This window comes from Pseudomonas sp. G3-19 (genome assembly GCF_054855875.1).
This window is the reverse complement of record NZ_JBMPIQ010000003.1, coordinates 3,959,790-3,977,466: the sequence shown is the minus strand read 5'-3', so window position 1 is coordinate 3,977,466 and position 17,677 is coordinate 3,959,790. Positions and strand designations below refer to the sequence as shown.

The following is a 17,677-nucleotide window of genomic DNA, read 5'->3' as shown; positions in this document are numbered from 1 at the left end:
GGATATTTTTCGATTGAGCAATATCGGCCCGGCAAGCGTCTACAGTTGGACATAAGGGTCGGCGCGACTGCGGATCGCACAAAGGTCCGGACGCCGACTATAAGAAGAGGGGGTGGGTGGTTTTGTCCTTTGGCATACCCCGTGAAAAACGCAGGAAACAGCGGGCTTTGAGCAGTACGACCCGGACACTGGCAAATATTGCTGGCCGACGTACGGCACTTTTTGGCGCTCGGGCTAGTCTTAGCGTGGATCGCGGTGACGGACGTCACTTCACCTGTCTACGCTATCCTTGTGCGAGACTCACGCAGGAATCCAGCGCAATATGAATGTCCTGATCGTTGATGACGAACCACTGGCTCGCGAGCGCCTAAGCCGAATGGTAAGCGAGCTCGAGGGTTATACAGTCCTGGAGCCCAGCGCCACGAATGGCGAAGAGGCGTTGGCGCTGATCGACAGCCACAAGCCGGATATCGTGCTGCTCGATATCCGCATGCCGGGCCTCGATGGCCTGCAGGTCGCTGCCCGTCTGTGCGAACGCGAAACGCCACCGGCCGTGGTGTTTTGCACCGGCCCCGATGAATTTGCCGTGGAAGCCCTGCAGGCCAGCGCCGTGGGCTATGTGGTGAAACCCGTGCGAACCGAACATCTGCATGACGCCCTGAAACGGGCTGAACGTCCCAACCGGGCGCAACTCTCGGCCCTGACCCGTCCCGCCGCCGAAAGCGGTAATGGCCCGCGCAGTCACATCAGCGCCCGCACCCGCAAAGGCATCGAGCTGATCCCGCTGGATCAGGTGGTCTATTTCATTGCCGATCACAAATACGTGACCCTGCGCCATGAAAGCGGCGAGGTGCTGCTGGATGAGCCGCTGAAAGCCCTCGAAGACGAATTCGGCGAGCGTTTCGTGCGTATCCACCGCAACGCGCTGGTCGCCCGTGACCGCATCGAGCGTCTGCAACGCACGCCGCTGGGGCATTTCCAGCTGTTCCTCAAAGGCCTCAATGGTGATGCGCTGATCGTCAGTCGTCGACATGTGGCCGGTGTGCGCAAGATGATGCAGGGCCTCTGACCCGGCCTTCGCGCTTGGTTTCACTTTCTTCTACCGGGCATCGCAGGCCAGGGAGGCCACGCCGTTTCTGATTCAAGTCAAAGTGGATTTGGCTGAGCTGTTATTATCCGCCGTATCTATTCAGTACGGATTGATCCATGTCCTCTCGCGAAATCCGCATCGCCACCCGTAAAAGTGCGCTGGCCCTCTGGCAGGCCGAATACGTCAAAGCCCGTCTGGAAGCGGCCCATCCGGGTCTGCTGGTGACGCTGGTGCCCATGGTCAGTCGCGGCGACAAGCTGCTCGACTCGCCGCTGTCGAAAATCGGCGGCAAGGGCCTGTTCGTCAAGGAGCTGGAAACCGCGCTGCTGGAAAACGAAGCCGACATCGCCGTGCATTCGATGAAAGACGTGCCGATGGACTTCCCCGAAGGCCTTGGCCTGTTCTGTATCTGCGAACGCGAAGACCCGCGCGATGCTTTCGTTTCCAATACCTACGCCAGCCTGGATGCGCTGCCTGCCGGCGCCATCGTCGGCACCTCCAGCCTGCGGCGACAGGCGCAGTTGCTGACCCGTCGTCCTGATCTGGAAATCCGCTTCCTGCGCGGTAACGTCAACACTCGTCTGGCCAAGCTCGATGCCGGCGAGTACGACGCGATCATCCTCGCGGCGGCCGGTCTGATCCGTCTCGGTTTTGAAGACCGCATCACCTCGGCCATCAGCGTCGATGACAGCCTGCCGGCCGGTGGTCAGGGCGCCGTCGGCATCGAGTGCCGCAGCGCCGACACGCAAATCCACGCCTTGCTCGCACCGTTGCATCACGCCGACACCGCTTCGCGCGTGACCGCTGAACGTGCCCTCAACAAACACCTGAATGGCGGCTGCCAGGTGCCGATTGCCTGCTACGCCGTGCTCGAAGGTGAGCAGTTGTGGTTGCGTGGGCTGGTGGGCGAACCGAGTGGTGGCAAGCTGCTCAGCGCCGAGGCGCGCGCGCCGCGTGCCGATGCCGAGACGCTGGGGGTGAAGGTTGCCGAAGACTTGCTCAGCCAGGGTGCCGACGACATTCTCAAAGCGGTGTATGGCGAGGCAGGTCACGAGTGACTGGCTGGCGCCTGCTGCTGACGCGCCCTGCGGATGACTGTGCGGCGCTGGCCGCGGTGTTGGCCGGACAGGGGATTTTCAGCAGTTGCCTGCCGCTTCTGGACATCGCGCCGCTGCCGGTCTCTGACAAGATACGTCAGGCGCTGGCGCAGCTGCCGGGTTGCAGCGCGGTCATCGTGGTCAGCAAGCCGGCGGCGCGGATTGCGCTTGATCTGCTGGACGCTCATGGGCTTCAGTCGCTGTCGATGCCGTGGTTCAGCGTCGGTGCGGCGACCGCGCAGATTCTTCGCGATCACGGTCTCGACGTACACTTTCCCGCCGACGGCGATGACAGTGAAGCCCTGCTGCAATTGTCGCGTCTGCGCGAGGCGGTCACCGAGCCCGGCGCGCAGGTGCTGATCCTGCGTGGCGAGGGTGGCCGCGAGCTGCTCGCCGAGCGCCTGCGCGCGCTTGGTGCTAGTGTCGAGTATCTGGAGTTGTATCGGCGTGACCTGCCGGCCTACCCGCCGCAAGAGCTGCCGCGGCGCATTGCAGCGGAACGCTTGAACGGGCTGGTGGTCAGCAGTGGACAGGGTTTCGAGCACTTGCGCCAGATGGCCGGCGATGCCTGGCCTTCAATTGCGCAGTTGCCGTTGTTTGTGCCAAGCCCAAGGGTTGCCGAGCTGGCACATGCCGCCGGGGCCCGAACAGTTGTGGATTGCCGCGGCGCGAATGCCGCGGCTTTGCTGACGGCGTTACGGGAGCATCCCGTGCCCGTTCTCTAATGCAAAGGATGGATACGTGAGCGAAACAGCCTTGCCTAAAGATGATGTCCAGCCTGTGATCGATGCCCAGGTTGAAACTCCACCGCCGGCCAAAGAGCCGCGCCGAGGCAACGGACTGGCCATTGTCGCCCTGTTGCTCGGCGCTGCCGGCGTGGCGATCGGTGGCTGGGGTGTCTGGCAGGTGCGTCACCTGCAGAGCAACACCGCACAGCAGTCGGATCAGGTGCAGGCGTTGAACGATCAGGCGCAGAGCCTCAAACTCAACGAACAGCGTCTGACCGAGCGCCTCGCGCAATTGCCCGGTGCCGATGAACTCGCCGAACGTCAGCGTCTGGTGACGCAATTGCAGGGGGATCAGCAGCGCCTCAATCAGCGTCTGGAAACCGTTCTCGGCGCCAGCCGCAAGGATTGGCGTCTGGCCGAGGCCGAGCATCTGCTGCGTCTGGCCAGCCTGCGTCTGTCGGCCTTGCAGGACATCAGCAGCGCCCAGGCGCTGGTGCAGGGTGCCGACGAAATTCTGCGTGAGCAGAACGATCCCGGCTCGTTCGCCGCCCGCGAGCAAGTGGCGAAAACCCTCGTGGCGCTGCGCAGCACCGAGCAGCCGGATCGCACCGGTCTGTTCCTGCGCATTGGTGCCTTGCGTGATCAGGTCATCGAACTGACCGAGCTGGCGCCTGAGTACAAGGATCGCGGCGAATCGCTGCTGGGCCTGACCGCTGACGGCGATGGCGCCAGTCGCTGGGCGCAGTGGTGGGATCAGGTGTCGCGTTACATCCGCATCGATTTCAATGCCGACAAGAATGTGAAGCCACTGCTGGCCGGGCAGAGCCTGAGTCAGGTGCGTCTGGCCCTGAGTCTCGCGCTGGAGCAGGCGCAGTGGGCTGCGCTCAATGGCCAGGCGCCGGTCTACACCCAGGCACTGACCGAAGCGCGGGACGTGCTCAAGGGCAATTTCAATCCGGACAATCCGCAGAGCAAAATCATGCTTGAACAGGTTGCCGAGCTGAGCCAGCAACCGGTCACCGTCAAGACGCCGGACCTGACCGGCACGCTGAGTGCGGTGCAGGCTTATCTGGAGCGCCGTAACGTCAACGCTGAAGAGTCGGTCAAACCGTTCGCCAAACCTGCCGCCAACACCGCGCAGGAGACCACGCCATGAAACGCCTGTATGTGATCGTGTTTCTGGTGATCGCGGCGACGGCGGCACTGGGCCTGGCGATTGCCGAACACTCCGGGTACGTGTTGATTGCCTACAAGAGCTTCCGCTACGAGGCCAGTCTGTGGGCCACGCTGGGCCTGATCGCGGTGTTGTGGCTGCTGATCTGGGGGATCAAGGCCTTGGTCGAGCTGGTCATGGCCTCCAGTGGCGTGGTCAATCCGTGGTCGCGCCGCAACCGCAGCCGGCGGGTGCAGGTGGCCATCGAACACGGGCAGCTGGATCTGGCCGAAGGTCGCTGGGCCAGCGCGCAACGTCATCTGTCTCGCGCCGCCGAGGCCGAGCGCCAGCCGCTGTTGTATTACCTCGGCGCGGCACGCGCGGCCAACGAACAAGGCAAGTACGAAGAGTGTGATCAGTTGCTTGAACGTGCGCTGGAGCGCCAGCCTCAGGCCGAACTGGCGATTGCCTTGAGTCACGCGCAGTTGCAGACCGATCGTGGTGATACCGACGGCGCCTTGGTGACCCTGCAGGCGATGCACGAGCGACATCCGCATAACGTGCAGACCTTGCGACAGTTGCAGCGTCTGCATCAGCAGCGCGGCGACTGGTCGGCGGTGATTCGCCTGTTGCCGGAACTGCGCAAGGACAAGGTGCTGCCGCCGGCCGAACTGGCTGAACTGGAACGTCGTGCCTGGGGCAACAACCTGTCTCTGGCAGCGCATCGGGACGAGGACGGCAAGGTCGGTCTGCAGTCACTCACCCGTGCCTGGGAGCAGTTGACCTCCGCGCAGCGTCAGGAGCCGGCGCTGGTGCTGGCATACGCCGAGCAATTGCGTCAGTTGGGTGCTCAGGTCGAAGCTGAAGAAATCCTGCGCAGTGCCCTCAAGCGCAAGTACGACAGCCATCTCGCGCGTCTGTATGGCCTGGTGCGCGGCAGCGATCCCGCGCGCCAGTTGCAGACCGCCGAAGGTTGGCTCAAGGAACATCCTGCTGACCCGAGCCTGTTGCTGACCCTCGGTCGTCTCTGTCTGCAAGCCAGCTTGTGGGGCAAGGCACGGGATTACCTGGAAAGCAGTCTGCGAGTGCAGCGTAACCCTGAAGCCTGCGCCGAGCTGGCACGTCTGCTTGCGCAACTGGGTGACACCGAGCGCAGTAACCAGCTGTTCCAGGAGGGTCTCGGATTGCTGGATGAGCGTCTGCTGGCCGCGCCGTTGCCGGTGCCGGTTCACGCCTGATATCGCGAGGGAGCATGCTCCCTCGTTAACGTTCAGTGAGCGAAAAATTACCTGTGGCGGGCGTCTTGGGCAAAGTCCTACAACGGACTACACCTATTCCTCTCGCACCTGTCGGGATTTCCCTACACTTCTGGTGAACTGTCGCCAAGGCCCCGCCTTGAAAGGCTGACAAGCTTTCCTCTACCGTAACTGCCTGTCTCCACTGTTACGGAAAAGCCATGTCGTTGGCCTGTTCACGCTCCTTGTTTTTCACGGCTTTCACTGCAGGGGCCATGGCCCTGGGAGCTTCCTATTATCTCGAGTATGCGGTCGGGCTGACGCCCTGCAGCCTGTGCCTGGCGCAAAGGTTTTTCATGGCGTTGCTGACGTTCTGTTGCGGGTTGGCGGCGGTCCACGGCCCACGGCGTGTCGGCCTGTCGCTGTACTGGGGCGCCGCGCTTGGCCTGAGCCTGGGCGGGACGACGGCGGCCTGGCGACAGGTGTTGTTGCAGAGTGACCCGCTGATGCAGATGACGCGTTGCGCGCCTGATGCCGAAGCGTTGTTCAGCAACCTGCCGTGGTTGTGTGCAACGTTGCGGATGCTTAGAGGCGGTGTAGATTGCGCAGAAATTTCCTGGACGCTGTTCGATTTGAGCATCCCGGAATGGAGCCTGCTGTTCTTTGTGGCGATGTCGATCCTGGCGGTCTATCAATTGCTGCGGCTGGTCTGGAGCGCTCTGCAGCGACCGCTCAGCGGCGAAGCGTCGCACCACACGCTGGTCAGGGATTAAACACTTGTATGAACTTTATCTCCTGCGTACCTTGAAGCCATAGGCGTGCGGGCATAATCTGGCCCGCACGTGTCATTGGATTTATGTTGCTCGATGACGCTCTGCCCGGTCGGCCCCCAAGCGATAACAGCCAGAAGAGGGGCGCGGGTGTAGAGCAGCATGACCCACAAGGGAAGAGAGATCGCCATGCTCGAAAGTTGTCAGAATGCTCAGGAACGCTGGGGTGGAGTTCATCTGCTGATCGACCGCTGGTTGCAAGAGCGTGAAGAACTGATCGGTGCCTACGACAAGCTGGGTGCGCAACCTCAGGCCTTGTCCGAGAGCCGCAAGCCCTTGCAGGAATTCTGCGGTGTGCTGGTCGATTACGTGTCGGCCGGGCACTTCGAGATCTACGAACAGCTGACCGGTGAAGCCAAGGCCTTCAACGACAAGCGCGGCCTCGAACTTGCCGAAACGCTCTATCCGCGAATCGACGTCATCACCGAAAAGCTCCTCGCGTTCAACGACCTTTGCGATGAAGGCAAATGCGTCGCCGAGAAGTTCAAGGAGCTGGGTGGCCTGCTGCACGAACGCTTCGAACTGGAAGACTGCCTGATTGAAGTGCTGCACACGGCACACAAGCAGGAAGATCCGGTTCAGGCTTGATTCGTTTCTCGCATACAAAAAAACGCGGTGCGTCGAAAGCGCACCGCGTTGTTTTATGCCTGCGTGCTGGGTGCGATCAGCTCGTTGCGCCCCGCAGCTCGACCTCAAACACCAGCGGGGTAAACGGCGCAATCAGATCTCCAGCCCCGTCAGCGCCGTAGGCCTGATCCGATGGAATCACCAGTCGCCACTTGGCACCCACCGGCATGTTCTGCAACGCAGTACGCCAGCCGGCAATCACGCTGTCGAGGCTGAACCATTGCGGCTGAGTGTTCTGATCGAACACCGTGCCATCCGGCAGTCGTCCGACATACAACACCTGGACTTTTCCATCCGGACCGGCCTTGGCACCGGTGCCCGGCGTCAGTTCGGTCAGCAGGATGCCGTCGGCCAATTCCTTCACACCCGGTTTGGCTTTTTCGGCGGTGAGAAAACGCTGCTCGTTTTCCATCGCGGCATCGCTCGACGGCAGCGATGAGTGCTCGGCGTTTTGCGATTCATGATCGGCGAGGATCTGCTCGATCCGTGCTTCGCTCAGTGCCAGTGGCTTGCCTTGATAGGCCTGCTGCAAACCGTCGACCAGTGCTTGAATCTGCAGTTGCGGCACCTCTTGGCGCAAGCGCTCACCGAGGCTGGCGCCGAGGCTGTAGGCCAGATCGTGAGCATCGTTCGCGGTGGTTTTTTCCTCGGCGTGGGCGGCGGAAAAAATCATCCAGAGGGATAAAAAAAGGTAGCGCGACATGGGCACTCTCCGTCCTGAGATGCGGGCGATTATGCCAGCGCGAAGGTCTGCAACGGTGAACTGCTTTTGTCTTTGTGCAGAACATTTTCGCTTCGTTGCAACGCAACGGTTTCGTTACTGTCAAGATGACCTAGCGGCGGTAACTGCAGAGGTCTAGTATGAGCCGCACTCACGTCAGCCAGGAGGTAAACCATGTCGGCCACCAAGAAGCCTGTAAACACTCCGTTGCACTTACTCCAACAACTCTCGGGCAGCCTGCTCGAGCATTTGGAAAACGCTTGCTCCCAAGCCTTGGCTGATGCTGAAAAACTGCTCGCCAAACTGGAAAAGCAGCGCGGCAAGGCGCAAGAAAAACTGCACAAGTCCCGCACCAAATTGCAGGACGCCGCTGCTGCCGGTAAAGCCAAGGCACAGAACAAGGCCAAGGCTGCCGTCAAAGAACTTGAAGACCTGCTCGATGCGTTGAAGGATCGTCAGTCCGACACTCGCGGCTACATTCTGCAACTCAAGCGCGATGCCCAGGAAAGCCTGAAACTGGCCCAGGGTGTCGGCCGGGTGCAAGAGGCCGCCGGCAAAGCGCTGTCCTCCCGCGCCGCCAAACCAGCAGCAGCGCCTGCGAAAAAAGCGGCAGCCAAACCTGCTGCGGCGAAAGCCCCGGCGAAAACCGCTGCGGCAAAACCGGCAGCCAAACCAGCAGCCAAGGCACCGGCTAAAACCGCCGCCAAACCTGCTGCAAAAACCGCAGTGAAAAAACCGGCTGCGGCGAGCGCTGCGAAACCGGCCGCACGTACTGCCGCTGCCAAACCTGCAGCGGCCAAACCGGCTGCCAAGCCAGCAGCAAAACCTGCTGCGCGCAAAGTCGCTCCGGCAAAAACCGCTGCTGCTAAACCTGCTGCCAAAGTAGCGGTAAAACCGGCTGCCAAACCGGCCGCGAAAAGCGCTGCGGCAAAACCGGCAGTCAAGACTGCGGCCAAACCGGTCGCGGCAAAACCTGCTGCCAAGGTTGCTGCCAAACCAGCGGCCAAGCCTGCCGCTAAAACCGCTGCCAAACCTGCAGCAGCAAAACCTGCGACCGCTGCAGCCAAGCCTGCCGCCAAACCAGTAGCCGCTAAACCAGCCGCCAAGCCAGCTGCCAAACCTGCCGCGAAAAAACCGGCCGTTGCCAAACCAGCTGCCGCCAAGCCGGCGACTGCACCTGCCGCCAAGCCAGCCGCTCCGGCGCCGGCCGCCGCCGCGCCTGCTCCAGCCGCTTCCACCTCGACCACCACGACTGCGCCAACGCCAGCCGCTGCGTCGAGCGCCAGCAGCAACCCGACCAGCGCTTCCTAAGTGCCGGTTGCCGCGACGCGCAGCACTTGCAGCGCGTCGCGGTTCGGGCTGGCGGCCGATCCCGTCAGACTCTCCAGCCACTCCCCCGACGCTGATGCGTCATCGCGCGGCCAATCCTGCGCAACCTGTTCCAGTTGCCACAGCAGATGCCGTTCGGCTTCCAGCTCCAGCGCCTTCATTTGTGCTCGCAGCCCCTTGAGCACCGGATCTTCCTCGGCCAGGGTTTTCCACTGAGTACGCAACGCACGCAGTGGCTGCACCACCTCCGCATCCCACGGCCCCACCAGCGTTTTCAGCTGCTGCACGCGCTGTTCGTCGCAGGCCGCGCCGCGCTGCTCCAGCCATAAACCGCACAGCAGCAGGCAGACATTGGCCCCCGCCGCTTGCAGTTGCAGGCAGGCAGGTTCCACGCCCGGTCGGGCGTAGGTGGCAAGGGAAAAGCTCCACAGGTCAGAGGACATCGTGCTACTCGCGCCAGTTGTGAGCGAAGCTGGTAGACTCCGCCGCCATTATGATCCGACTTCAGAACCTGACTTTACAGCGTGGCCCGCAACGTCTGCTAGAAGACGCCGAGCTGACCCTGCACGCCGGCCACAAAGCCGGCCTCATCGGTGCCAACGGCGCCGGCAAATCCAGCCTGTTTGCCTTGCTGCGCGGCGAGTTGCACCCGGACTCGGGCGATTGCCTGCTGCCGGCCGACTGGAGAATCGCGCACATGCGCCAGGAGGTCGACACCCTCGAACGCCTGGCGGTCGACTATGTGCTCGATGGCGACCTGCGTCTACGCGAGGTGCAACGTGACCTCGCCGTGGCCGAAGCGGCCCACGATGGCACGGCTCTGGCCCGTCTGCACGCCGAACTCGACAGCGCCGACGGCTATACCGCCGATGCGCGGGCGCGCAAGTTGCTGGCCGGTCTCGGTTTCACCAATGAACAGATGGATCGTCAGGTAGGAGATTTCTCCGGTGGCTGGCGGATGCGTCTGAACCTGGCGCAGGCCTTGATGTGTCCGTCGGACTTGTTGTTGCTCGACGAACCGACCAACCACCTGGATCTCGACGCGATCATCTGGCTCGAAGAGTGGCTGAAAAGCTATCCGGGCACCTTGCTGTTGATTTCCCACGACCGCGACTTCCTCGATGAAGTGGTCGATCACGTGGCGCATGTCGATCAGCGCAAACTGACCCTGTACCGTGGCGGCTACACCGCGTTCGAACGCGCCCGTGCCGAACGTCTGGCCCAGCAGCAACAGGCCTACGAGAAGCAGCAGGCGCAACGTGCGCACATGGAAAGCTACATCGCCCGCTTCAAGGCTCAGGCCACCAAGGCCCGTCAGGCGCAGAGCCGGATCAAGGCCCTGGAGCGCATGGAAGAGCTGTCGGCGGCCCACGTCGATTCACCGTTCGACTTCGTGTTCCGCGAATCGACCAAGATCTCCAGTCCACTGATCGACCTGTCCGATGCGCGCCTGGGTTACGGCGACAAAACCATCCTGGAGAAGGTCAAGCTGCAACTGACCCCGGGTGCGCGGATCGGTCTGCTCGGGCCGAACGGTGCCGGTAAATCGACCCTGATCAAGAACCTCGCCGGCGAGCTTGAACCGCTGGCCGGGCGTCTGACCCGTGGCGAAAACACCGTGGTCGGCTATTTCGCCCAGCATCAGCTCGACTCGCTGGATGCCAAGGCCAGCCCGCTGCTGCACTTGCAGCGTCTGGCGCCGACCGAACGCGAGCAGACCCTGCGCGACTTCCTCGGCGGTTTCGATTTCCGTGGCGCACGCATTGACGAGCCAGTGCTGAATTTCTCCGGTGGCGAGAAAGCGCGTCTGGCGCTGGCATTGATCGCCTGGGAACGACCGAACCTGTTGCTGCTCGACGAACCGACCAACCACCTCGACCTGGAAATGCGCCTGGCGCTGACCATGGCGCTGCAGGAATTCAGCGGCGCGGTATTGGTGGTGTCTCACGATCGGCACTTGCTCAAGAGCACCACCGACAACTTCTACCTGGTCGCGGACGGCAAGGTCGAAGAGTTCGATGGCGACCTCGAAGACTACGCGCGCTGGCTGGTGGAATACCGTCAGCGCAATGCGCCGGTCAGCAACACCCCGGTGAACCCGGACAAGACCGACAAAAAGGCCCAGCGCCAGGCCGCTGCTGCATTGCGTCAGCAACTGGCACCGCACAAGCGCGAGGCCGACAAGCTCGAAGCCGAACTGGGCAAGCTCCACGAGAAACTCGCCAAGGTCGACGCCAGCCTCGGTGACGGCGACATCTACGAGCCGGCGCGCAAGAACGAATTGCGTGATCTGCTGGCAGAGCAAGCCAAATTGAAAGTGCGCGAAGCCGAGCTTGAAGAGGCGTGGATGGAAGCGCTGGAGACGCTGGAAAGCATGCAGGCGGAGCTTGAGGCGTTGTCCTGATGGACGCGTTCAAGTGGCCATTGCCGGCGGTGTGGGTCGAGCCGATCTGGCTCGGCGTGCAGATTCTGCTGATTCTGCTGGCCGGTTACCTGGCCCAGCGCTTCGTTGCCAAAGGCCTGACCCGTCTCGGTGAGCGCTACCCGTTTCCGCCGCAGCTGTTGATGCCGCTGCGTGGCGGTCTGCGCTGGCTGATCATGGGCAGCGCGCTGATCTTTGTGCTGGAGCGCCTCGGCGTATCGGCCACGGTGTTGTGGACGGCGCTGTCGGGTTTCGTCGCGGTGGCGGCGGTGGCGTTCTTCGCGATGTGGAGTGTGCTGTCGAACCTGCTTTGCGCGATTCTGATCTTCACCGTCGGCCCGTTCCGCCTGGGCGATGTGGTCGAGCTGGTGGACACCACCGACAAGCCGGGTGTCAAAGGCCGGGTGGTGGCGATCAATCTGCTCTACACCACGTTGATCGAAGCCGAGGAGCTCGGGACGGGCAGCGCCATGGTGCAAGTGCCGAACAGCCTGTTCTTCCAGCGTTCGGTGCGGCGCTGGCGCGGGAGTGATGTGTTTCCTTCGAGCGGTTTCGAGAAGTAGTCCTCGGGCGTCTGATCTGACGCCTTCGCGAGCAAGCCCGCTCCCACATTGGATCTGTGATCGACACAAATCCAATGTGGGAGCGGGCTTGCTCGCGAAGAGGCCATCAGCCGCGCCCGAACCCTCCAGCAAAAATCGGTAGTCATCCGCGCCAAAGCGCATTAGCTTTGACGTCTTGTCACGAGCATGAGTCGAGGTGTGCGATGGAGCTTCAAACATGGCTGGCATTCTTTGCCGCCTGCTGGGTGATCAGTCTGTCCCCGGGCGCGGGCGCCATTGCGTCGATGTCCAGCGGTCTGCAATACGGTTTCTGGCGCGGTTACTGGAACGCCCTCGGCCTGCAGATCGGCCTGGCGGTGCAGATCGCGATTGTCGGCGCGGGTGTCGGCGCGATCCTCACCGCATCGGCCACCGCATTCCACGCGATCAAATGGTTCGGTGTGGCGTATCTGGTCTATCTGGCGATCAAGCAGTGGCGTGCGCTGCCGATGGACATGAGCGATGACGCGGCGGTACGGCCGATCGGCAAGCCGCTGGCGCTGGTGTTCCGTGGGTTTCTGGTGAACATCAGTAACCCCAAGGCGCTGGTGTTCATGCTCGCGGTGTTGCCGCAGTTCATCAATCCCCACGCACCGCTGCTGATTCAGTATGTGGTGATCGGTGCGACCATGATCTGCGTGGATCTGATTGTCATGGCCGGTTACACCGGGCTGGCGTCCAAGGTGCTGCGCCTGTTGCGTACACCGCAGCAGCAGAAACGCATGAACCGCACGTTTGCCGGGCTGTTCATCGGTGCGGCGGCGTTTATGGCGACGTTGCGTAAAGCGGCGGTGTAAAACCCGCAGGCAGAAAAAAGGCGACCTCTTGAGGTCGCCTTTTTATTCCTACTGATTTCTCCAGTGAACTCCGTTGTAGCGAGGGGATTCATCCCCGATGGGGCGCGAAGCGGCCCCGCTCTTGACCTGACAAGAAGGGGCCTGCTGCGCAGTCCATCGGGGATGAATCCCCTCACCACAGAGTTATTCACTCAGCCGGTCAGTGCAAAATCACCGGTGCGGTATCACGCGGCAGATTGTTGCGCTGCTGCGCCTCACGCGGCTGCTCGTAACCGCCGCCACCGAGCTGCATGCTCAGTTGCCCGGCCACGTCCTCACCCAGCGCCTTCGACACTTCACGTACCACGCGAGGGCGGTTCAGCGAGATCTTGATGTCGCGGCCATTCACCAGTTTGGTGTCCTGCGCTTCGCCCATTGCCGTGAAGGCCGAGGTGATCTCGTAGGTCTTGGTGTTGATCAGGCTGAAATCCGCCACCAGCGTCAGGCCCAGCACCGCCGAATAACTGTCGGTGTGCGCCAGCTCGTTCATGTCCTGGGTGAAATCGATGTCCGACACGGTGCCGAACAGCACGTAGTCGGCACCCTTGAAGTTGCCGGCCTTGATGCGCTTGATCACGTCGTAGACGTCACCCTTGGACGATGCGGTGTACGGCGTGCCCTGCACCAACTGGAACATGCCGGTGCGGAGGATTTCACCCTTGATGTCGCCGGTGAATTTACGCAGTTCACCCTGCTCGATGTAGCTGGTGGTCGCTTCCAGCTCGTTGTAGTTCGACGAACCACTGGAGCTGTAGTAACCCTCGCGGTAATTGTTCTGCGCCGAAACGATGTGGATGTACTGCTCCACCCGTTCCTGATACGCCAGATCCGTTACCGCGACTTTCGGGGCCGCTTGCACGCTGAACGCGCAAGCCAGGGCCATCATGCCAATCCATGCGCGCATCAATTAACGCTCCGTGGTTTTGCGGATCTCTTTTTCGTCCATCCACTCGGCCAGACCGCTTTCGACGTCGATCAGTTGCAGGCTGAATTTGTAGAAGACGTCCTTGTAGTCGCTGCTGCGCTTGACGATCGAGCTGATCGAGCCTTCCAGACGGTATTTGGCGGCGATCATGTTGCCGGTCTTGGCCACGGTGCTCTTCTTGTACAGGCCGCTCTGGTTCTGCAGCTTGAGCTGGTCGACCTGGCTCTGCATCGCGGTGTTGTCGCTGGCGAAGCGGGCGGTGCCGGACTTCATCAACTGAGTCTTGATGCTGGTGGTGATTTCGCGGGTATCGATGTACTCGCTGGTCTTGTTCTTCACGTCGTAGACCTGCACCACCGGGCGGCCCTGCAGGATGCCGGACTGGGCCAGCGAGCGGGTCATCGATTCGGCGATCATTTGCAGGTCGGTCGAGCCGAATTCGTTGGTCACGGTTTCAACCGCTTTGGTGTCGCCGTAGCTGATGTTCTTGCTGCCCAGGGTCGGCGAGGTGTTGGCGCAACCGGAAGCCAGCAGGGCGAGGACGGCGATCAAGGAAAAGCGTGCAAACATGGGAATGCTCTCTAAAACAGGAATAGGGTGGCGGACTTAAGGCGTCTTGAGTTCCAGGCGGAAATCCACGGCTTTCGGGGTCGGGGCGATGCCCTGGATGAAGCTGGTCTGAGCGCCGTACATCATCTGGCTTTTCCAGACTTCTTCTTCGGCGATCGGGAAACCTTCCGGGCCCAGCCAGGCGAAACGGTAGTAGAACGTCTTGTTGCTGTTGAGGGTGTTGGTCAACTGCACATTGACGGTCATGAAGCCGTTCTCTCGGGCGACGCGCATGGCGCCGACTGCGATGTGTTTCTGCGGACCCATGGCAACGACCTTGCTCGCGGCGCTGCCCGGCTCAGGAGGTGGCGGGGTGGCGCAGCCGCTGGCCAGCACGGCGAGGGCGGCAACGGTGAAGAGTTTGAAGCGCATGCAAAGACTCCGTTCTTAAGGTTGTTTGAGGCTGGCGACGTTGGTCGCGCCGGCGCTCGGAATGACGTGGGCGGCGACGCCACCGGCAAATACCTGATTGCCCACGGCACGCAGGCTGATCACTTGATAACGCTGATCGACGGTGACCTTGACCAGCGAGCCGCCGACAGCGCTCGGCAGACTGACTTGATGCTCGCCTTTCTTCAAGCGCAGACGCACCACTTGGGTGTTGTCCGGCAGGGTGCGCCACGTACGGGTATCGGCACCTTCCAGCACCGCTGAAGAAATACCCACGGCGAGACCGGCCAGCGGGTTGGTTTCGTTGATCTTCTTCTGCGCCACACCTTTGGTGATCGCGCGCACGGTGGTGCGCACGATGATCCCCGGCATGTCATCGCGCAGGGCGCGGCGCGACATGGCGGTGGTGCTGTTGAGGGCGGTCAGGTTGACTTGCTGGCCATCGACGCCAATCTGCGTGAATGGTGCGGTAGAGGTGTCAGGCTTGATGATCGGGAACGACAGCGGGGTGATCACCACGTTGTTGGAGATCGGCAATGGCAGCGGCACGCGGATCGAATCACGCGAGGGTGCCAGACCGCTTTGCACGACGATCAGGATATCGCTGTCGTCGGACTTGCTCGGCTTGTCGAGGTTGACCAGCGCCTGCTCCAGCAGCGGGGTGTTCGGGCGCAGTTCGGCCGCCTTGCGGTAGCCCGGCGCAGCCAGGTCTTTCTCGCCCAGGGCTTCGTAGACGAAACCGGCCAGGTAATGGCTGAACGCACTCTGGTAGCTGTTTTTCAGGCTGACCACTTCTGGCGCGTCGAGGCTGGCGACCGGGTAGCCTTGCAGATCCTTGTACTGAGTCTTGATGCCTTCTTTCTCGGCCTCTTCCTCACTCTTGAGGTATTCCTTGTCGCGCAGGTCGGCGATCACCGCTTCACGTTCGTGAGTTTTCTTGATCGCGGTGCGGGCACCGTCGAAGTCATTGACTGCCAGCAGGTTGAGGGCCATCTGTGTGGTCAGCATGACTCTTTCGTAGTCGTAGCCTTCGTAGCGACGCACCTTGTCGTTGACCAGGAAGCTGCCGAACTGAGCCAGGTATTTACCGGTGTCGAGCTTGACCGAATCTTCCCACTGGCCAACCACCTGATCGGCGCTGGTCCAGGCGTTCTGGCTGCCGGACAGGTCGCCCTTGGCGCGCAGCAACTCACCTTTCTCGAAGTAATAGAGCAGGTCTTTGTCCGGACCGGTGTTGTTCTTTTCCAGCAGGCTCAGCGCGGCGTCGACGTTGCCGGTGGCCAGTTGCTGGTTGGTCTGGGCCAGTTCCGAATCGTAGTTGCGAAACGCCGAACAGCCGGACAGCATGGTGACAGCGCTGAGCGCGATCAAGGTGGGAGTGCGCAATGCCATGGGGGTACTTCTTCCCTGAGCTAGAAACTGCATCAGCCGCCGGTGCTGGTCGGGCTGGTGTGACCCATCGACAGTGGCGCTGGCCTCCTGCCAATTCCTCATAACCAGAGGAGCTTTTATGCCGCGTCGCTATAGCGCGGGCGCGGCATTATAAGCGGGCGATGCTGGCCATGTAATGGCTTTTTAATCGCACTTGTTAGTTTGGTGCCATTACTCCTCTGCATTATCTGACACCTTTCGTTCATGGCGTTTCGGGCAGGACCAATGCCGATCCGATGTAATAGTTCTGGCCCATGAATACCCGCAGGTTGAACACTTGATGGCTGCGGTCGACGCGTACCGTGAATCCGTCTTCTGCACGAAAATACGGAAAACGCACGCGGTGCAGGCCTTTTTTCAGGCGCAGACGGGCGACCAGGGTTTTGTCCGGCAGCGTGCGCCAGGTTCTAGTGTCAGCCTCTTCAAAAGGATCAGGATCGGTCACCACCAACGACGCCTTGGACGGATCGCGCTCGTTCTTTTGCGCCTGGCTGATGGCGGCCATGTTGGCGCGGAACATGGCGCGAGAGATGATCGCCGGCATGTCATCGCGCAAGGTGCGGATGGCCATGTCCGACACGCTGTTAATCATGGTCAATGGGTGCTTTTTACCGTCGACGAGGATCTGGGTCACGCCAGGTGTGAGGGTGTCGGGCACCATCACCGGGAACGAGATCGGTGCAACAATCGTCAGGTTTTCGTTCAGCCGCACCGGGATCGGCACTTGCACCGAACTGCGTGCCGGGGCGAAACCGGCCTGGACCACGATCAGAATCTCGCTTTCATCGGCTGCCGGTCCGGGTTTGTCCAGGTTGCGCAAAGCGTTTTCGAGCAGCGGCACGCCCGGGCGCAATTCGATCGCCTGTCGATACCCCGGCGCTGCGAGCGCGCGTTCGCCCAGCGCTTCATAAGTGAAGCCGGCCAGATAATGGCTGAATGCACTCTGGTAGCCGTTCTTCAGCTCAAGCACTTGCGGGGCATCGAGGATGGCCACCGGATAGCCTTCCAGATCCTTGTAGTGCAGGGTGATGCCCTGTTGCGTAGCTTGCTCTTGCGCTTCTTCGTATTGCCGCTCCCGCTGGCGGGCGATAAGGGTTTCGCGCTCGTGGGTTTTCTTGATGTCGGCGCGGGCCCCGTCGAAATCGTTTTCCGCCAGTTGGTTGAGGGCCATTTCGGTGGTCAGCATGACTTTTTCGTAGTCGTAGCCTTCGTAACGCTGCAGCTTGTCATTGACCAGCATGGTGCCCATTTCATTACCGAAACGGGTCAGCAACTTCATGCCTGCGGAGGGCACGGCTTCTTCGCGCTGAAAAATCATCCGGTCGGCACTGCGCCACGCTTCCTGGCTTTTTGGCAGGTTGGTGCCGGCGCTGAGGATCGCGCCGCGTTCCATGAAATACAGCAGATCCTTGTCTTCCCAAGGATTGTGCAGCTCCATCAGATAAAGCGCTTCGTTGAGATTGCCCTGCGCCATCTGATCGATGGTCTGCTGCATTTCCTGATCGTAATTGCGGTAAGCGGCGCACCCGCTCAGTTGCATGATGAGGCTAAGCAGCAGGTAGAGCGGCAGGCAATGGCGCATGGAGACGGGTTCTTCCTTGAACGGCAAAAGCACGGAGGTGCCGCATTATAGGGGCGCTTTGCTGCTGCCG

General features: G+C 61.4%; 18 protein-coding genes. 11 read left to right on the top strand and 7 right to left on the bottom strand.

The genetic code is table 11. The features are described from left to right. Positions 1-322: 322 nt before the first annotated feature. The 7 genes from ACOYXI_RS18315 to rsd all read left to right on the top strand — a co-directional run bounded on the left by ACOYXI_RS18315 (position 323) and on the right by rsd (position 6,721). Positions 323-1,069 (top strand): LytR/AlgR family response regulator transcription factor, encoded by a 747-nt coding sequence (locus ACOYXI_RS18315; RefSeq protein WP_003229385.1) that lies wholly within the window; start codon positions 323-325, stop codon positions 1,067-1,069. Between the two features lie 137 nt (positions 1,070-1,206). Next, a complete protein-coding gene (hemC, locus tag ACOYXI_RS18310) occupies positions 1,207-2,148 on the top strand; it encodes a hydroxymethylbilane synthase (protein ID WP_103483673.1) in 942 nt (313 codons plus the stop codon). Then, the gene (locus ACOYXI_RS18305; RefSeq protein ID WP_134784944.1) at positions 2,145-2,912 is read left to right on the top strand and encodes a uroporphyrinogen-III synthase; all 768 of its coding nucleotides are present in this window, start codon (positions 2,145-2,147) and stop codon (positions 2,910-2,912) included. The genes hemC and ACOYXI_RS18305 overlap by 4 nt, the downstream gene beginning before the upstream one ends. 16 nt (positions 2,913-2,928) lie before the next feature. Continuing rightward, complete coding sequence (locus ACOYXI_RS18300; protein ID WP_134784943.1) at positions 2,929-4,071, top strand: uroporphyrinogen-III C-methyltransferase; 1,143 nt, start codon at positions 2,929-2,931, stop codon at positions 4,069-4,071. Then, positions 4,068-5,306 carry a heme biosynthesis protein HemY gene (locus ACOYXI_RS18295; RefSeq protein WP_103368172.1) on the top strand — a complete coding sequence of 413 codons (1,239 nt, stop codon included), beginning with the start codon at positions 4,068-4,070 and terminating at the stop codon, positions 5,304-5,306. The genes ACOYXI_RS18300 and ACOYXI_RS18295 overlap by 4 nt, the downstream gene beginning before the upstream one ends. Before the next feature lie 218 nt (positions 5,307-5,524). Next, positions 5,525-6,076 (top strand): disulfide bond formation protein B, encoded by a 552-nt coding sequence (locus ACOYXI_RS18290; RefSeq protein WP_247839672.1) that lies wholly within the window; start codon positions 5,525-5,527, stop codon positions 6,074-6,076. Positions 6,077-6,262: 186 nt separating this feature from the next. Beyond that, positions 6,263-6,721, top strand: a complete 459-nt coding sequence (gene rsd / locus ACOYXI_RS18285) for a sigma D regulator (protein ID WP_103483669.1) — start codon at positions 6,263-6,265, stop codon at positions 6,719-6,721. Between the two features lie 76 nt (positions 6,722-6,797). Here the strand turns inward: rsd and ACOYXI_RS18280 are convergent, their stop codons facing one another. Next, positions 6,798-7,463 (bottom strand): FKBP-type peptidyl-prolyl cis-trans isomerase, encoded by a 666-nt coding sequence (locus ACOYXI_RS18280; RefSeq protein WP_139055136.1) that lies wholly within the window; start codon positions 7,461-7,463, stop codon positions 6,798-6,800. Positions 7,464-7,655: 192 nt separating this feature from the next. Between ACOYXI_RS18280 and ACOYXI_RS18275 the strand changes: the two genes are divergently transcribed. Continuing rightward, positions 7,656-8,792: an AlgP family protein gene (locus ACOYXI_RS18275; RefSeq protein WP_461675137.1), complete on the top strand. Its 1,137-nt coding sequence runs from the start codon at positions 7,656-7,658 to the stop codon at positions 8,790-8,792. Here the strand turns inward: ACOYXI_RS18275 and ACOYXI_RS18270 are convergent. Beyond that, complete coding sequence (locus ACOYXI_RS18270) at positions 8,789-9,253, bottom strand: TIGR02444 family protein (RefSeq protein ID WP_098966214.1); 465 nt, start codon at positions 9,251-9,253, stop codon at positions 8,789-8,791. The two genes, ACOYXI_RS18275 and ACOYXI_RS18270, sit on opposite strands and share 4 nt — an antisense overlap. Before the next feature lie 50 nt (positions 9,254-9,303). Here ACOYXI_RS18270 and abc-f point away from each other — a divergent pair, with 50 nt between their 5' ends. The 3 genes from abc-f (at position 9,304) to ACOYXI_RS18255 (ending at position 12,631) form a co-directional block, all read left to right on the top strand. Then, positions 9,304-11,214, top strand: a complete 1,911-nt coding sequence (gene abc-f / locus ACOYXI_RS18265; protein ID WP_461675136.1) for a ribosomal protection-like ABC-F family protein — start codon at positions 9,304-9,306, stop codon at positions 11,212-11,214. After that, positions 11,214-11,795, top strand: a complete 582-nt coding sequence (locus tag ACOYXI_RS18260) for a mechanosensitive ion channel family protein (protein ID WP_003229371.1) — start codon at positions 11,214-11,216, stop codon at positions 11,793-11,795. The genes abc-f and ACOYXI_RS18260 overlap by 1 nt, the downstream gene beginning before the upstream one ends. A gap of 203 nt (positions 11,796-11,998) precedes the next feature. Then, positions 11,999-12,631: a LysE family transporter gene (locus tag ACOYXI_RS18255; protein WP_027610461.1), complete on the top strand. Its 633-nt coding sequence runs from the start codon at positions 11,999-12,001 to the stop codon at positions 12,629-12,631. Positions 12,632-12,830: 199 nt separating this feature from the next. On the opposite strand, the gene ACOYXI_RS18250 is transcribed toward ACOYXI_RS18255, so the two are convergent. The 5 genes from ACOYXI_RS18250 to ACOYXI_RS18230 form a co-directional block, all read right to left on the bottom strand. Beyond that, entirely contained in the window at positions 12,831-13,574 is a 744-nt protein-coding gene (locus tag ACOYXI_RS18250) for a hypothetical protein (RefSeq protein WP_027610462.1), read from the bottom strand. A 3-nt stretch (positions 13,575-13,577) separates the two neighbouring features. Further along, a complete protein-coding gene (gene lpoB / locus ACOYXI_RS18245) occupies positions 13,578-14,165 on the bottom strand; it encodes a penicillin-binding protein activator LpoB (RefSeq protein ID WP_003229365.1) in 588 nt (195 codons plus the stop codon). Positions 14,166-14,201: 36 nt separating this feature from the next. Continuing rightward, positions 14,202-14,576: a YcfL family protein gene (locus ACOYXI_RS18240; protein WP_134784940.1), complete on the bottom strand. Its 375-nt coding sequence runs from the start codon at positions 14,574-14,576 to the stop codon at positions 14,202-14,204. 15 nt (positions 14,577-14,591) lie between these two features. Then, complete coding sequence (locus tag ACOYXI_RS18235; RefSeq protein ID WP_461675135.1) at positions 14,592-15,986, bottom strand: COG3014 family protein; 1,395 nt, start codon at positions 15,984-15,986, stop codon at positions 14,592-14,594. A gap of 241 nt (positions 15,987-16,227) precedes the next feature. Further along, positions 16,228-17,607: a COG3014 family protein gene (locus tag ACOYXI_RS18230; RefSeq protein WP_134784938.1), complete on the bottom strand. Its 1,380-nt coding sequence runs from the start codon at positions 17,605-17,607 to the stop codon at positions 16,228-16,230. Between the last annotated feature and the right edge of the window lie 70 nt (positions 17,608-17,677).

Bases quoted from the DNA above. Each gene is read 5' to 3' on its own strand.
- ACOYXI_RS18315 (WP_003229385.1), top strand. From the start codon at position 323: ATGAATGTCCTGATCGTTGATGACGAACCACTGGCTCGCGAGCGCCTA.
- hemC (WP_103483673.1), top strand. From the start codon at position 1,207: ATGTCCTCTCGCGAAATCCGCATCGCCACCCGTAAAAGTGCGCTGGCC.
- ACOYXI_RS18295 (WP_103368172.1), top strand. From the start codon at position 4,068: ATGAAACGCCTGTATGTGATCGTGTTTCTGGTGATCGCGGCGACGGCG.
- ACOYXI_RS18290 (WP_247839672.1), top strand. From the start codon at position 5,525: ATGTCGTTGGCCTGTTCACGCTCCTTGTTTTTCACGGCTTTCACTGCA.
- rsd (WP_103483669.1), top strand. From the start codon at position 6,263: ATGCTCGAAAGTTGTCAGAATGCTCAGGAACGCTGGGGTGGAGTTCAT.
- ACOYXI_RS18280 (WP_139055136.1), bottom strand. From the start codon at position 7,463: ATGTCGCGCTACCTTTTTTTATCCCTCTGGATGATTTTTTCCGCCGCC.
- ACOYXI_RS18275 (WP_461675137.1), top strand. From the start codon at position 7,656: ATGTCGGCCACCAAGAAGCCTGTAAACACTCCGTTGCACTTACTCCAA.
- ACOYXI_RS18270 (WP_098966214.1), bottom strand. From the start codon at position 9,253: ATGTCCTCTGACCTGTGGAGCTTTTCCCTTGCCACCTACGCCCGACCG.
- abc-f (WP_461675136.1), top strand. From the start codon at position 9,304: ATGATCCGACTTCAGAACCTGACTTTACAGCGTGGCCCGCAACGTCTG.
- ACOYXI_RS18260 (WP_003229371.1), top strand. From the start codon at position 11,214: ATGGACGCGTTCAAGTGGCCATTGCCGGCGGTGTGGGTCGAGCCGATC.
- ACOYXI_RS18255 (WP_027610461.1), top strand. From the start codon at position 11,999: ATGGAGCTTCAAACATGGCTGGCATTCTTTGCCGCCTGCTGGGTGATC.
- ACOYXI_RS18250 (WP_027610462.1), bottom strand. From the start codon at position 13,574: ATGCGCGCATGGATTGGCATGATGGCCCTGGCTTGCGCGTTCAGCGTG.
- lpoB (WP_003229365.1), bottom strand. From the start codon at position 14,165: ATGTTTGCACGCTTTTCCTTGATCGCCGTCCTCGCCCTGCTGGCTTCC.
- ACOYXI_RS18240 (WP_134784940.1), bottom strand. From the start codon at position 14,576: ATGCGCTTCAAACTCTTCACCGTTGCCGCCCTCGCCGTGCTGGCCAGC.
- ACOYXI_RS18235 (WP_461675135.1), bottom strand. From the start codon at position 15,986: ATGGCATTGCGCACTCCCACCTTGATCGCGCTCAGCGCTGTCACCATG.
- ACOYXI_RS18230 (WP_134784938.1), bottom strand. From the start codon at position 17,607: ATGCGCCATTGCCTGCCGCTCTACCTGCTGCTTAGCCTCATCATGCAA.